General features: G+C 37.2%; 13 protein-coding genes. 4 read left to right on the top strand and 9 right to left on the bottom strand.

Going from position 1 to position 15,347, the window contains the following annotated elements; genetic code table 11:
* Nucleotides 1-39 precede the first annotated feature (39 nt).
* Nucleotides 40-1,382, top strand: a protein-coding gene (locus tag ACFVT8_RS02975; protein WP_387082025.1) for an IS3 family transposase whose coding sequence is annotated in 2 segments (ribosomal slippage) — nt 40-481 and nt 481-1,382 — 1,344 coding nt in all. Because the reading frame shifts where the segments join, the coding sequence is not laid out codon by codon here.
* A gap of 51 nt (nt 1,383-1,433) precedes the next feature.
* On the opposite strand, the gene ACFVT8_RS02970 is transcribed toward ACFVT8_RS02975, so the two are convergent.
* On the bottom strand, nt 1,434-1,973 hold the full coding sequence (locus ACFVT8_RS02970; RefSeq protein ID WP_387082026.1) for a hydrolase: 540 nt from the start codon (nt 1,971-1,973) through the stop codon (nt 1,434-1,436).
* Nucleotides 1,974-2,634: 661 nt separating this feature from the next.
* On the opposite strand from ACFVT8_RS02970, the gene serC reads away from it, so the two are divergent.
* Nucleotides 2,635-3,723, top strand: coding sequence for a 3-phosphoserine/phosphohydroxythreonine transaminase (serC, locus tag ACFVT8_RS02965; protein ID WP_387082027.1), 1,089 nt, complete (start codon nt 2,635-2,637; stop codon nt 3,721-3,723).
* A gap of 317 nt (nt 3,724-4,040) precedes the next feature.
* On the opposite strand, the gene ACFVT8_RS02960 is transcribed toward serC, so the two are convergent.
* The 3 genes from ACFVT8_RS02960 to ACFVT8_RS02950 are packed head-to-tail and all read right to left on the bottom strand — an operon-like array spanning nt 4,041 to nt 6,084.
* Nucleotides 4,041-4,463, bottom strand: coding sequence for a Fur family transcriptional regulator (locus tag ACFVT8_RS02960; RefSeq protein WP_387082028.1), 423 nt, complete (start codon nt 4,461-4,463; stop codon nt 4,041-4,043).
* The gene (locus ACFVT8_RS02955) at nt 4,460-5,323 is read right to left on the bottom strand and encodes a metal ABC transporter permease (RefSeq protein ID WP_387082029.1); all 864 of its coding nucleotides are present in this window, start codon (nt 5,321-5,323) and stop codon (nt 4,460-4,462) included. Before ACFVT8_RS02955 ends, ACFVT8_RS02960 begins: the two co-directional genes overlap by 4 nt.
* 14 nt (nt 5,324-5,337) lie before the next feature.
* Nucleotides 5,338-6,084 (bottom strand): metal ABC transporter ATP-binding protein, encoded by a 747-nt coding sequence (locus ACFVT8_RS02950; RefSeq protein ID WP_387082030.1) that lies wholly within the window; start codon nt 6,082-6,084, stop codon nt 5,338-5,340.
* Nucleotides 6,085-6,314: 230 nt separating this feature from the next.
* On the opposite strand from ACFVT8_RS02950, the gene ACFVT8_RS02945 reads away from it, so the two are divergent.
* Entirely contained in the window at nt 6,315-6,551 is a 237-nt protein-coding gene (locus ACFVT8_RS02945; protein WP_053484617.1) for a Nif11 family protein, read from the top strand.
* Between the two features lie 51 nt (nt 6,552-6,602).
* On the opposite strand, the gene ACFVT8_RS02940 is transcribed toward ACFVT8_RS02945, so the two are convergent.
* Nucleotides 6,603-7,496: a deoxyribonuclease IV gene (locus tag ACFVT8_RS02940; RefSeq protein ID WP_387082031.1), complete on the bottom strand. Its 894-nt coding sequence runs from the start codon at nt 7,494-7,496 to the stop codon at nt 6,603-6,605.
* Between the two features lie 12 nt (nt 7,497-7,508).
* Nucleotides 7,509-8,810, bottom strand: coding sequence for a DEAD/DEAH box helicase (locus ACFVT8_RS02935; protein WP_387082032.1), 1,302 nt, complete (start codon nt 8,808-8,810; stop codon nt 7,509-7,511).
* A 602-nt stretch (nt 8,811-9,412) separates the two neighbouring features.
* Between ACFVT8_RS02935 and ACFVT8_RS02930 the strand changes: the two genes are divergently transcribed.
* The gene (locus ACFVT8_RS02930) at nt 9,413-10,468 is read left to right on the top strand and encodes a 2,3-butanediol dehydrogenase (RefSeq protein ID WP_387082033.1); all 1,056 of its coding nucleotides are present in this window, start codon (nt 9,413-9,415) and stop codon (nt 10,466-10,468) included.
* Nucleotides 10,469-10,527: 59 nt separating this feature from the next.
* Here ACFVT8_RS02930 and kdpC read toward each other — a convergent pair whose 3' ends face one another.
* From kdpC to kdpA, 3 genes are all read right to left on the bottom strand, one after another.
* Complete coding sequence (gene kdpC / locus ACFVT8_RS02925; protein WP_387082034.1) at nt 10,528-11,172, bottom strand: potassium-transporting ATPase subunit KdpC; 645 nt, start codon at nt 11,170-11,172, stop codon at nt 10,528-10,530.
* Between the two features lie 11 nt (nt 11,173-11,183).
* Complete coding sequence (gene kdpB / locus ACFVT8_RS02920) at nt 11,184-13,247, bottom strand: potassium-transporting ATPase subunit KdpB (protein ID WP_387082035.1); 2,064 nt, start codon at nt 13,245-13,247, stop codon at nt 11,184-11,186.
* Nucleotides 13,248-13,384: 137 nt separating this feature from the next.
* Nucleotides 13,385-15,088: a potassium-transporting ATPase subunit KdpA gene (gene kdpA, locus ACFVT8_RS02915; protein ID WP_387082036.1), complete on the bottom strand. Its 1,704-nt coding sequence runs from the start codon at nt 15,086-15,088 to the stop codon at nt 13,385-13,387.
* Nucleotides 15,089-15,347: the final 259 nt, after the last annotated feature.

Below are 15,347 nucleotides of genomic sequence, written 5' to 3'. Positions count from 1 at the left end.
TTGTTAGACACATCTAACAATTGGAGGTGCAGTTTTTCTATGGCTAAATATACTGTAGAAGATAAATTACAAGCAGTTGAGCGTTATTTAAATGGAAATGAAAGTGCTAAATCTTTGGGGACTGACCATACAGCAATCCTTAAATGGGTTAAACAATATGAATACAACGGTGTGGGAGCTTTTATTCAGCCATATACAAATTACACACTAACGTTTAAAATGGATGTACTAAATTTTATGATTGAAAACGGTACATCCTTAAACGAGACGGCAGCGATTTTTAAGATACCTGCCCCTTCGACAATTAGTGTTTGGCGAAAGCAATATGAAACACAAGGATTAGGTGCCCTTCAATCAAAGAAAAAGGGGCGTCCGTCCATGAAAAAAGAATTCAATAAACAGCCAAAGCAAACACCAGTTGAAGGCTCTACCGAAGCACTTGAAGCACGTATTAAACAACTAGAAATGGAAAATGAGTATTTAAAAAAGTTGAATGCCTTAGTTCAAAACAAGGAAAAATCACCAAACAGGACAAAGCACAAGTAATCTATGAGTTAAGGCATAAATATTCGGTGAGAGCACTTGTAAAACTCGCTGGCATTCCACGAAGTACGTACTATGATTTAGTAAAACGTATGAATCGACCAGATTTAGATGCCGATTTAAAAAAGGAAATTAAGGCGATTTATGAAGAACATGAAGGGCGTTACGGCTATCGCCGTATTCGTGACGAGCTAGCGAATCGTGGGCAAAAAGTGAATCATAAAAAAGTGCAACGTATCATGAAAGAGTTAGGTTTAAAATGTTTAGTACGTATGAAAAAGTATAAATCCTATAAAGGAAACGTTGGCAAAATTGCGCCAAATATTTTAGACCGCAATTTTAAAGCAGATGCCCCAAATGAAAAATGGGTAACAGACATTACGGAATTTAAATTGTTCGGTGAGAAACTTTATTTATCGCCAGTTTTAGATTTATTTAACGGGGAAATTATCACGTATACAATTGGCTCTAGACCAACCTATTCACTTGTTTCAGACATGTTGGACAAAGCACTCGAACGTTTAGCTGAGCACCACCAGTTACTCATACATTCCGATCAAGGCTGGCATTATCAAATGAATAAATATCGTCGCGCCTTAGAATCAAGAGGGATTGTTCAAAGTATGTCTCGTAAAGGAAACTGTTACGACAACTCTGTCATGGAAAATTTCTTTGGAATTATGAAATCTGAATTCCTTTACATGAGGGAATTTGAAAGTATAGAGCATTTTAAAATAGAATTAGAAAAATATATCAATTACTATAATACGAAACGGATCAAGGCAAAATTAAAAACGAGTCCGGTGCAATACCGAACTCGTTTTACCCAAGCTGCCTAATGAAATAACCGTGTCTAACTTTTAGGGGTCACTTCATATGATGAGTTTTTTTTATTTAACGAGTTGTAACACCGTTTTAAAATGTGGATGATCTGCATGTTGAAGTAACTCGTATAAAATCATTTCCACGCTTGTAGGTAAAATTCCCAGTGCCTTCATTTTCTCAAGCCCGATCTCTTTATTGGCCTTCGTACGAGAGGACACTGCATCTGCAACAACTTCAACTTCAAATCCTTGTTCTTTAAGCTGTCGGGCTGTTTGATAAACACAAATATGTGTTTCGATACCTGTCACGATAAATTGAGAACGCCCACTTGCCTTCAATGCATCGACAAACTCTTGTTCTTGGCAAGCACTAAAAGCCATTTTAGCAATAGGATGTTGATTTTGAATATGCTGAGCAATATTTAACGCAGTCCCACCTAAACGGCTAGGATTTTGTTCGAGCCATAAAATAGGTACCTCCAATGCTTGCATAGCTTGTACCAGCTTGGCCACGTTTTCGATCACCGCTTCACTTTCATCAACAATTGTCGCTAACTTCCCTTGTACATCAACGACAACTAAACATGCTTCTTCTATTGTAAACATTTAAAACACCCCTTATATCCGTTTTCACAATTCATTATACCGAAAGTTACTTGTTTATGTGGTAGGTTCGAAAAATTTCGTCCATCTAACTTAATCAGTGCCAGAAAAGCAATCAATATTAGCTGATTTTTCTGTTCCTTTCTCTCTACTAACTTTCCCTTCTCGATGTATTAATCCATCCCCTTTTAAGAGCATAGACTACATCCGAGGAAAGCGTCCTTCTGGAGTGGAATGCACAAGTGAGATAGGAGAAAATTCATTTAAACAAACACGAACATTTTATAACCCCACTGTTTAAGCAATGTGTAAATCACGAAATATCAACTCATTTATGCACATCTATTTTCCAGTTCGTTCGTATTCAAACTAAAAACGCAATTATAAATTTTACCTCAATTGTGTACATTTTGTTGCGAGCCTGTCATTATTCTCCTTGAATAGTGAGAATTTTATTTTTTCTCTTGAAAATTGAGTTATAATCCAGTAAAGTGCTTTTAACAGTCAGTATTCCGCTTAATCTATTATCTATAAATGAAAAAAGTTAGCTAGATGACTATGAACTGATTGTAAAAGCCCGATAGATTCAATAACCAATTAGTAGGGACTAAAAACCCTATAATTAAGGTTTAACCTTATAAAACCAAACAAGGAGTGTACCACTTTGACACAACGTGCATACAATTTTAACGCAGGCCCATCTGCCCTACCAGTAGAAGTATTAGAAAAAGCCCAACAACAATTAGTAAACTTCCATGACTCAGGCATGTCAATTATGGAAATGAGCCACCGTAGTGCCATTTTCGATGAAGTACATAATGAAGCAATTGCTCTATTGAAAAAGCTTTATGCTATCCCAGAAAACTATGAAGTCCTTTTCCTACAAGGTGGAGCTAGTCTTCAATTTACAATGATTCCTATGAACTTCCTACAAGCAGATCAAAAAGCAAGCTATGTATTATCAGGTTCATGGTCTGAAAAAGCATTCAAAGAAGCTAAATTATTTGGTACTCCCGTAGAAGCTGCTAGTACAAAAGAAAATAAATATCGTAATATCCCAGCTTTAGCAGATATTAAGTTCAATGAAGAGGATGCATATTTGCATATCACTTCAAATAATACGATTTACGGTACACAATGGAAGGAATTCCCTGAAACAGGTAATGTACCGTTAGTTGCAGATATGTCTAGTGATATACTTTCTAAACCAGTCGATGTAAGTAAATTTGGTCTTATTTATGCAGGTGCTCAAAAAAACCTTGGTCCTTCTGGTGTAACAGTAGTCATTATTCGCAAAGATTTATTAGAGAAAGCGAATGTAAATATTCCTACAATGCTTAAATATTCAACGCATGCTGACAGCAACTCTTTATACAATACCCCACCAACTTTTGGTATCTATATGTTAGGTGAAGTATTAAAATGGGTAGAATCAAAAGGCGGCGTTGCTGAAATTGCCAAGCATAACGAGTTAAAAGCAAAAGTAATTTATGATGCTATTGACAATAGCAACGGATTCTATACAGGTCATGCAACACCTGAAAGCCGTTCTTTAATGAACATCACTTTCCGTGTGGCTGATGAAGAGCTTGAAAAACAATTCCTTGTTGAAGCAAAAGCAGCAGGATTTGTGGGACTTAATGGACACCGTTCTGTAGGCGGCTGCCGTGCTTCTACTTACAACGCTGTACCATTAGATGCATGTGAAGCATTACGTGACTTTATGGTCGAATTCCAACAAAAGCATCAATAAAAAAAATCGACGAATGATTTACTTAATGTAATCATTCGTCTTTTTATTATTTGCGGAAAGAAAACAAACATCCATGAAGCAGCAAATACCTTCTATTCAATATTTAAGGAAATAAATCTTTTTAAATGCCTAGCGGACATATTACCAATCTCTTTTCACTCAAAAATCATAGATTATTAGAGTAATGCGAATAATAGTCGGAGAAGACCTTTAAATTAAAGCTACTCGTTAAACAGCATAATTACTATGAAAGGGGTAGCTCCAAGTTAAACCTCACTTGGAACTACCCCTTTCTTCAAATATTGTCATTTCAGATCTTACAAAGTTTCAGGCTTACACTCTGGACATTTACCATAGATCTCAAATTTATGATTTTCAATTTCATAGTCTGGCAGCTTTTCTCCAAGCATTTCCATAGGGCAGAGATTTAGCTCCTTAACATTTCCACAATCCATACAAATAAAATGATGGTGATGATGTTGAGACTCACAGTGCATACGGAAATTCCGCTCTCCAGATAACTCAGTTTCCTCCAGTATTCCTAGCTTCACAAACGTTGCAAGGTTGCGATATATCGTATCGAAACTCATACCTGGAAAATCTTTTTTCAAAACATCTAATAAATCTCGAGCAGTTAAATATTTATCTGTTGCTGCAAACATATCTAATATTAACTCCCGCTTATCTGTTTTTTTAAAGCCGTTTTCTTTTAAAATTTCCCACGCTCTAGAAACATTCACTGCGCTACCTCCTCCTGTTTTGTAGCCATTTTAAATACTATTTTCTTCACTAGTATAACAAGTAACAAAATTAAGATTGAAGTAACGACAATTGTACCACCGGGTGCTAAATCTAAATAAAAAGCACTGACTAAACCGATTAACACAGCCGTTTCACCGAAGACAATTGCATAGATAATTGTTTGCTTAAAGCCCTTTGCAAGTCGCATTGCAGCAGCAACTGGTAACGTCATAAGTGATGATACAAGTAAAATACCAACGATGCGCATACTTGCAGCAATAACAAGCGCTGTAACGATCATAAATAAGAGATGAATCCAACGTGCAGGCAGACCGCTAGCTTTTGCATATTCCTCATCGAAAGATAAAACAAAAAGTTCTTTAAAAAATATAAACAAAAAGATAATGACAACAGCAGCAATTCCTACTACTACCCATAAATCCTGACGAGATACAGCTGACACCGAACCAAATAAATAGCTCATTAAATCCGTGCTAAAGCCACTTGCAAGCGAAATAAATATAGCACTAATACCAATCCCACCTGACATAATAATTGGAATAGCAAGCTCTTCATAGTGCTTATATAAACGTCTAAGACGTTCAATTAAAATCGAACCGCTTACAGAGGCTAGTATGCCTAAGTAAATTGGATTTAGCATTGCCAACGCTGTAACAGATTGACTGATATATAAGCTTCCCGCTATACCTGCAAGTGTTACATGCGACAAAGCATCTGCAATAAGCGAAAGCCTGCGAACGACTATAAAAACACCTAATAGTGGTGCTAGTATGCCAATTAATAGCCCAGAGAAAAAGGCGTTTTGTAAAAATTCATAGTTAAAAATTGCTTCAATCATTTTGCCTTCTCCTTCTAGTGAATCTTTCTCACAGAATGACCATACCAAGCATCAAGCGCATCGTGAGAAATTGTATCAAATTCATTTTTGTAACCGTGGAAGTGTATGGTTTGATTTAAACATGCCACATGACTGATTCGGTTCGATACTGTATCAACATCGTGTGTAACAAGAATCATTGTAATTCCCTGTTCCCGATTCAATTTTGCCAGCATATCATAAAATGACTGCACATTCTCATGATCAATGCCGACAGTTGGTTCATCTAATATTAATAGCCTCGGTTCACTAACTAACGCTCTTGCAATAAAGACACGTTGCTGTTGCCCACCAGATAGCTCACCAATATTACGATTAATAAATGCGTCCATTCCAACAGCTTTTAATGCTTCTAATACTTTTTCCTTTGCATCTCGTCCAGGTCTTTTAAATAATCCTAATTTTTTGGATAATCCACTTTTCACTACTTCCTGGACGGTTGCTGGAAACCCGGAATTGAAGGCATTAGATTTTTGTGACACATATCCTATCCATTCACGATGCTTAAAAGTTGTACTCGGTTCACCAAATAATTTTATTTCTCCAGACATTGGTTTTAGTAACCCTAAAATAATTTTTAATAATGTAGATTTCCCGGAACCGTTCGGACCGAGTAGTGCTAAAAAATCTCCCTCTTCTACACGGAAAGAGATATTTTTTAATACTTGAGTATAGTCATATTGAAATGACACATTTTCAATGTCAATTAATGATTTTTTCATGTATGTTCTCTTCTTTCTAATTCAAAATCATTACGATTTACAAGTTGTAAGTATAAATGAAAGTACAGTTTTTGTAAAGAAAATAAGATTGCTATTCTACTATTTTATTTTCAAATTGTTATAAACATTGATTCTGACACATTAATGTGAAGCTTTTTCATTGCTGCCACGACGTTCACAAGAATGATTTTGTTTCAAGAAACTAAACAATTTTAAAAGGAGGATTAGCTTTGAGTATTCAATTTTTACAGCAATTAACACAAAGTAGTGATAAGGAAGTTGTTGCGATTGCACGTGCTGAAGGATTTGAAATTACTACTTCTGAAGTAAGAAAACTCCGGCCTTATTTGGAGCAATTCTCATTTACATGGCTCTTTTTAGGTATTCCAAAAGATATTCTTGTAGAGGTTGAAGCTGTTTTAGGTAGAAAGCGTTCCAGACAATTGATTGCATTGTTTACGAAATAAAAGAAAAGCCCAAAAATCAGTCTTATGCTAGCTGATTTCGGGCTTTTTAATCTAACCTCTTAGAGCATCGATTAACTCTGGTTTAAACTCGCCATTACGAAGCATTTCAATTTCATGTTTATAAGGAGCCGATTTTGATTTGGCATCACTATTTAATGAAACATATGGTGTTTCTAGGATTTTAGGAATCTCCATTAATTGTGGATGATGCACAATATTTTTTAATGCATCAAAGCCAATATGACCGAAGCCAATATTTTCATGACGGTCTTTTCCTGCACCACGGACATTTTTTGAGTCATTGATATGCAAGACTTTGATACGATCAACACCTATTAGTTTATCAAATTCATTTAAGACGCCATCAAAATCTTCTACAATGTTATAACCTGCGTCATGAGTATGGCATGTATCAAAGCAAACTGAAAGACGTTCATTATGTGTAACGCCATCGATAATTTTTGCAAGTTCTTCAAAGGAACGTCCACATTCAGTTCCCTTCCCCGCCATTGTCTCTAATGCGATTTGTACAGGATAATCCTGTGACAGTACTTCATTTAAACCTTCAATAATCTTGGCAATCCCTGCGTCTGCTCCCGCACCTACATGAGCACCCGGATGCAAAACAATTTGTGTTGCTTCCAACGCCGCTGTACGTTCGATTTCAGACTGTAAAAAATCTACACCTAAACGGAAAGTTTCAGGTTTTTCTGTGTTCGCAATATTAATAATGTATGGAGCATGGACAACAATATTCGTCATACCATGCTCTTTCATGTGTAATAAACCGTTCATAATATTGAGGTCAGAAATTGCTTTACGACGAGTGTTTTGTGGTGCTCCTGTATAAATCATAAAGGTATTTGCCCCATATGAAAGAGCCTCTTTACTTGATCCGAGCAGCATTTCTTTTCCACTCATTGAAACATGCGATCCAAGTAGCATTTGAATGCCTCCTTATTTTTTACCGCGAGCTTTTAAACGACGTTCACGTTTTTTAATTTTTTCCATTTCCCATTTCATATTACGCTTGTAGCCTGGTTTTACTTTTTTCGGCTTACGCACTAATGCTTTTGCTTTCGCATCGATTTCATTTTCATGCTTCACACGATTTTTACGTGCATGACGATCTTTTAGTTCAGTCCATTCGCCATCTTTTACATCTTTTTGAACAAATGGAATGCCCATTTTCTCAACACGTACTACTGCATCCTCATCTGATGGCTCAAACAACGTGATAGCCGTTCCTTTATTCCCTGCACGCGCTGTACGTCCCACACGATGAATAAAGAATTCTAAGTCCTCTGGAATTTCGTAGTTAATGACATGTGAAATTCCTTGAATATCGATACCGCGTGCAGCAAGATCTGTTGCAACGATATATTGATAATCCAATTCTCGAATTTGCTTCATCATCTTCTTACGATCACGTGGACTTAAGTCACCATGTATTTGACCACAGCGAATCCCGTTTTCATTTAAGTAACCAGCAACGTGCTCTGCTGTTTTGCGTGTGTTGGTGAAAATTACAGCTAAAAATGGATTGATTCCTTCGATAACTTCCATCAAACGTTTATTACGTGATTTAGAACGCACTGGTACAAGCACAAAGTCAATTCCTTCTGCGACCGGGCGTTTATCGTTCATATGGATATGAACAGGTGCTTCCATATATTTTTTTAAGAAAGGCTGAAGCTTTTCTGGGATTGTTGCTGAGAATACAAACATTTCAAGTTTTTCTGGCATTTGTGAAGCAAAACCATCGATTTCCTCTATAAAGCCCATATCGAAGGCTAAATCTGCCTCGTCGACAACTAAAATTGGTGCCGTATGCACAAGTAACGCTTGCTCTGAAACGAGATCACGAATACGTCCTGGCGTTCCGACAACAATTTGTGGTTGCGTTTTTAATTTATCAATGGAGCGTTGTTTATCCGTACCTCCGATAAATAATTTCGCTTGAATAGTTGTTCCTTCTATTAATTGATTTAACGCATCAAAAATTTGTTGTGCAAGCTCACGTGTAGGTGACGTAATAACAGCTTGTACTTCCTGCTTCTCAGCATTAATTCGTTGCACTATTGGAATTAAAAAACTATGTGTTTTTCCTGTTCCTGTATGCGCTTGTCCGATTGCACTCTTTCCTTTTAATATTAGCGGAATGATCTCCTTTTGAATCGGCGTTGGTTCTGTAAAGCCAAGTCTTGCAATTGCGTCCTGCAAAAATGGCTGAAAATTATAATCAGTATATTTTGACATAATTCGTTCCTCCTAACATCTTTCACATTGTATCATGATTCGAACTCCAGGTATATTAACGTCCCATTATCTCAAGCATGAACATAATTTTATACTTTTATCATGGCTGTAGCGAAGCCCTTATCAAAGTTACTCGAAATACTATGAATATGCAATAAAAAAAGCGCTAAGACCTGTGACAAACGCCACTTCTTCTTACATAAAACTGTGTGATAATTTTATCGTAAGACTTCTACATTTCCATTTTGTGAGGAGTATCGAAACTTCTATAGTTTCCTTCCATTATAATTTAGTCTCGTCTTTTAGTGTGTTAAGCATAGCTTTAATACTATTTTGATACCGTCTGCTACTAAATACTAATGATGAGGAGCCGTTGATTTTTCATGATAGTGGTGACTCCCGCGGATAGCGCCAACTTGGAGTGAAAATCAACTTTTTTTATACACTTTTATTTTATATTAATATTTTTTCGACAAGCTAAAACGCTGTTAAAAAAAGTAAAAAAATAGTATTTTTCATGTCGATTTATTGTAAACTAATGCCTTGAAGAATTACCATATGTTACGATAAAAATGTTAGATACTAGAGGAGGTTGACTTATTATGAAAGCAGCAAGATGGTATAAAGCAAAAGACATCCGTGTAGAAAACATTGAAGAACCAGTAATTTCATCTGGAAAAGTAAAAATTAAAGTACATTGGACTGGGATTTGTGGTAGTGATTTACATGAGTACGCAGCTGGTCCGATATTCATACCAGTGGAACAACCTCACTATGTAAGTAAAGATATTGCGCCAATTGTTATGGGACATGAGTTCTCTGGTGAAGTAGTAGAAATTGGAGAAGGTGTTACAAAAGTACAAGTTGGAGATCCTGTAGTTGTAGAACCTATTCTTGCATGTGGCGAATGTGCAGCTTGCAAAAAAGGGAAATACAATATTTGTAAACATTTAGGATTCCACGGTCTTTCCGGCGGTGGTGGTGGTTTCTCTGAATATACAATGGTAGATGAAAAAATGGTACACAAAATGCCCGAAGGTCTTTCCTATGAACAAGGTGCACTTGTTGAACCAGCGGCAGTAGCATTACATGCAGTTCGTCAAAGTAAACTAAAAGCTGGCGATACAGCAGCTGTCTTTGGTACTGGGCCAATCGGTCTTCTAGTAATCGAGGCATTGCGTGCAGCTGGAGCAGCCGAAATTTACGCGGTAGAGCTTTCTGCAGAGCGTGCTGCTAAAGCATTAGAGCTTGGCGCTACAGCAGTTATTAATCCTAAAGATGAGGATGCAGTAGCTCGTCTACATGAATTAACAAATGGTGGCGTAGACGTTGCGTTTGAAGTAACAGGTGTTCCTGTAGTATTACAGCAAGCTATTGATTCTACAACATTTGAAGGTGAAACAATTATCGTTTCTATTTGGGAAACTGCAGCTTCTATTCTGCCTAACAATATCGTACTGACAGAGCGTTCTGTAAAAGGTATCATTGCATATCGCGATATTTTCCCAGCCGTTATGGAATTAATGAAACAAGGTTACTTCCCTGCTGAAAAACTTGTGACGAAACGAATTGCTCTTGATGAAGTCGTAACAGAAGGCTTCGAGGCACTAATGAAAGAAAAAAATCATATTAAAATCCTTGTAAATTCACAAGCTTAATATATAGAGAGACAGGTAGAGAAAACGAAGAAACCTTTCTCTACCTGTTTTTGATTTTGTTAACCCTCTTTATTCTCCATTTTTTTCATAATATCTAGATTGGCCATTAGGTAGTTCACCTTATTTTCCCCAAAAATCCTCAACGTTCGTTTTTCTGTATTTGCTTCTATAATTTTTTCAATCTCATCCTTCGAAAGCCCACTTGCTTGGGCAATTCGTTCGACTTGTATTTCTGCAGCTTTCATACTAATATGTGGATCCAAACCTGAGCCTGAAGCGGTCATTAAATCAGCAGGTATGTCTTGTCGTTTTACGGATGGATTTGCTAGTAAAAACTTCTCGATATCTATTTCTATTCGTTTCTTCAATTCTGGATTAGATGGTGCATAGTTAAACGTTCCAGAGCTAACACCACTATAGTTCACCTGGCCATTTTCGTCTGGGATCGTATCTTCTTTCGTATAGACATTATAGTTAACAGAGGAAACACGCCCCCAGAAATATTCCGGGGCAGTAAAAGCTTGACCGATTAATTCTGAACCAACAGCTTCCCCACCCGCTTCTATTAAACTACCATTTGCTTTATGATGAAATAACCCTTGGGCTAATGCAGTCACTGCAAATGGGTATATAAAACCACATAACACGAACATTGTCATTGTGATGAGTAATGCTTGCTTTGAGTCCTCAAAAAATTTCCGCATGTACTTTCCTCCTATAAGCCAAACGTATGGAATAGTGGTCCAATTAATAAATCAATCAATTTAATCCCAATAAAAGGAGCTATTATCCCACCTACTCCATAAATAAATAAGTTTTTATTTAATAATTTTTCAGCACTCATCGGCTTATACTTTACACCCTTCATTGCAATAGGTATTAATAGTGGTATAATCACAGCGTTAAAAATTAAAGCAGAAATAATCGCACTTGATGGAGAATGGAGATGCATAATGTTTAATGTACCCATTTCTGGTACAGCGACCATTAACATGGCTGGGATAATGGCAAAATACTTTGCGATATCATTTGCAATACTAAAAGTTGTTAATGCCCCTCGCGTCATGAGCAACTGCTTCCCTATTTCTACAACTTCAATAATTTTAGTAGGATTTGAATCTAAATCGACCATGTTCGCAGCTTCCTTTGCTGCATTCGTTCCCGAATTCATAGCAAGACCTACGTTAGCTTGTGCTAATGCAGGGGCATCGTTCGTCCCATCACCAGTCATAGCTACTACTTTCCCTTGTGCCTGTTCATCTTTAATTACTTGAATTTTGTCTTCTGGCTTACTTTCTGCTATAAAGCTGTCCACCCCTGCCTCCTTTGCGATGGCTGCTGCGGTTAGTGGATTATCTCCTGTACACATAATCGTTTTAATACCCATTGCTCGAAGCTGTTCAAAGCGTTCCTTGAGTCCAGCCTTCACGACATCCTTTAAGTAAATGACACCTAAAATTTTATCGTTTAACGCTACTATAAGTGGTGTCCCACCAACAGAAGATACTTGTTGAATAAGCTGTTCAAAATTTGTAGGAATGCTATGACCTGCTTTTAGGCTCTCTTTTTTTATCGTATCATAGGCTCCTTTTCGAATTTTTGTGCCATCCTTCATATCCAAACCACTCATACGAGTCTGTGCGGTAAAGGGAATATGTTCACTTGACTTAATAATGTTTTCTTCATCGTCCGTATTTACACCTAATTCGCAAGCAAGTGACAAAATAGACTTTCCTTCAGGTGTATCATCTGTTAAAGAACTAAGCCATGCAGCTTGCATTAAATCCTTACTTTCCACTCCTTTTACCGGAAGAAATTCTGCTGCCATGCGGTTTCCATAAGTAATAGTGCCAGTTTTATCTAAAATTAATGTATCTACATCCCCACACGCTTCTACGGCTCTACCAGACATCGCAATAACATTAAACTGAGTAACTCTATCCATACCTGCAATACCGATTGCCGATAATAATCCACCAATGGTTGTAGGAATTAAACAAACTGTAAGGGCAATTAACGTTGCGATAGAAATCGGTACATTTAAATAAGTTGTCATTGGATAGAGCGTCACAACGACTAATAAGAAAATAATCGTTAAGCTTACTAAAAGTGTATTGAGTGCTATCTCATTTGGCGTTTTTTTACGACTAGCCCCTTCAATGAGCGTGATCATTTTATCTAAAAATGATTCACCAGGCATCGAAGTAATTTCGATCATTAGCCAATCACTCGTAACCGTCGTACCACCTGTAACTGATGAAAAGTCTCCCCCCCGCTCTTTTACAACTGGCGCAGATTCACCAGTTATCGCCGATTCATCTACTGTAGCAATGCCTTCAATGACTTCTCCATCGTTTGGTATAACCTCTCCTGACTGAACTAAAACAATATCGCCCTTTTTTAGTTCATGTGCTTGTTTAAGTACTTCAGAGCCATCACTAAGCAAAACACGAGCCTGTGTAACTGTTTTTGTCTTTTTTAACGTTTGAACCTGTGCCTTTCCTCGTCCTTCAGCAATCGACTCCGCAAAGTTTGCAAATAAAATAGTTACAAAAAGAATGATAGCGACGATCGCATTATACAATCGATCATGTTCTCCTACTCCGCTACCAAACATATTCGGAAAGAAGGCTAATAGCAGTACAAACATAAACCCTACTTCTACTACAAACATAACGGGATTTTTCAGCATATATACTGGATTAAATTTCTTTAAAGCATCTATAATCGAGCTTTTTAGCATATTGCTCGTAATTAAACCTTTTCTTGCTGTTTCCATAGGTGTCTCTCCTTATTAAAAATCAATTTCGCCTTGGCGTAATTGCGTCCGAAGGCTCTTCATTCAGTAGGTATTTGGGTACCCACTGAAAAGGAACCACATCCGCATTCATCTCACCACATTCAGAGGCGGGAGTCTTAAGCTGAATGAAGATAAAGTTGTAAGTGCTCTGTAATTGGTCCGAGTGCTAATGCCGGTAAAAATGTAAGAGCACCAATCATTAAAACGATAGCTACAAGTAAAAATGTAAAAATAGTATTATCTGTTCTCAATGTTCCCACCGAGTCACTGTGAAACATCTTTTTCGCAAGTAGCGACGCTATTGCTAGTTGAATAATGATCGTCAAATAACGTCCGAAGAACATGGCAAGCCCTGTCGTCACATTCCAAAATGTTGAGTTGTCAGCTAATCCTTCAAAACCTGAGCCATTATTTGCTGAGGCAGATGCAAATTCATATAGAACTTGAGATAAACCATGCGCACCTGGATTCGTTATGGCTGCTACTCCTGACGGTGTTATCACTGCAAGCGCTGAAAATAGCAAAATAATAGCAGGATGGATTAGAATACAAAGCGCAATGAGCTTCATTTCCTTCTCCTCAATTTTCTTACCTAAAAATTGAGGTGTTCGACCAATCATCAAACATGCGATAAAAATTGTTAGTAACACATACATCATCATGTTCATCAGGCCGACTCCCTTGCCTCCAAACACAACATTTAGCATCATATTAAACATCGGTACAAGACCACCAAGCGGCGTTAATGTATCATGCATATTGTTAACAGACCCCGTTGTAAAAGCAGTAGTCACTGTCGTAAATAACGCAGATTGTGCCACTCCAAAACGCATCTCTTTTCCTTCCATACTGCCAAGCTCCTGTGAAATTCCGAGCTCATTAATGATTGGATTACCCGCCCTCTCCGCAACATACACAGTCACCAATCCGGCTAAGAACAGCGCACTCATTGCTGCAAAAATGGCTAGCCCTTGCTTTCCAAATATAGTTTTCTTTTTCCGATATACAACCATCAAACTGAATGCAACTACACAAGCACCTGGTAATAACATCATAGATAGCATTTCCACAATATTAGATATGACCGTTGGATTTTCAAAAGGTGTTGTTGAATTCGCCCCATAAAAGCCACCACCATTTGTTCCTATATGCTTGATGGATTCAAGTGAGGCTACAGGTCCAAGTGCAATATCTTGTAATTTACCTTCTATTGTTTGTACAGTTGTATTCGCATTCAAGGTTTGTGGTGTACCTTGAGATACTAAAACAATGGCAACAACAATAGATATAGGTATTAACACACGTGTAATAACACGAATAAAATCAATATAGAAATTGCCGAGTGCGTCTGTTTTAGCAACAAGACGACGACAGAAAGCCATACATGCTGCATAGCCAGTAGCTGCAGATGTAAACATCATAAAGATAATGACTAGCATTTGAGATAAATAACTAAGTCCCGATTCACCACTATAATGTTGAAGATTTGTATTCGTCATAAATGAAATAATAGTATTAAATGAAAGTGTTGCTCCCATATTGTCAATCTCATTTGGGTTTAAAAACAACATAGCTTGAATTCGTAAAAGAACATATCCGATAAACACCATAAAGGCATTCGATAAAATTAATGAAAGTACATACTGCTTACCAGTCATCTCTACTTGCTTAACGCCACACAATTTATAAATAACGGCATCAAGTCTGTCCATTACTGGATCAAGCCATGTTTTTTGTTGCATCGTCACTCGAAATAGATAGTGCCCAGTTAAAATAACGATCGGTAAATAAATAATTAAAACGATGGCGATTTGCCACATAACGCTATACCTCCTACAAGCCTATTAATAGTTTTCAGGATAAAGTAATGCATGCCCTAGATAACCGAAAAGGAATACAAGAACAATCCCCATAACAATCCACATTTTTTATTCCCCCTTATTTTTCATCGACTAGTTTGAAGCACCAAGTTGTTAATGCATATAGACTTGCAAAGCTTATGAAGAGTAAGCCAATCATCCAAAAGTCCATCAATCGAGCACCCTCCTTTATTTGGATGCTCTCATCATACTGACTTTC

Source organism: Lysinibacillus sp. NPDC058147, from assembly GCF_042884205.1.
Taxonomy (GTDB): domain Bacteria; phylum Bacillota; class Bacilli; order Bacillales_A; family Planococcaceae; genus Lysinibacillus.
Note: the sequence above shows the minus strand (reverse complement) of the source record. Positions and strands in the feature narration are given on the sequence as shown.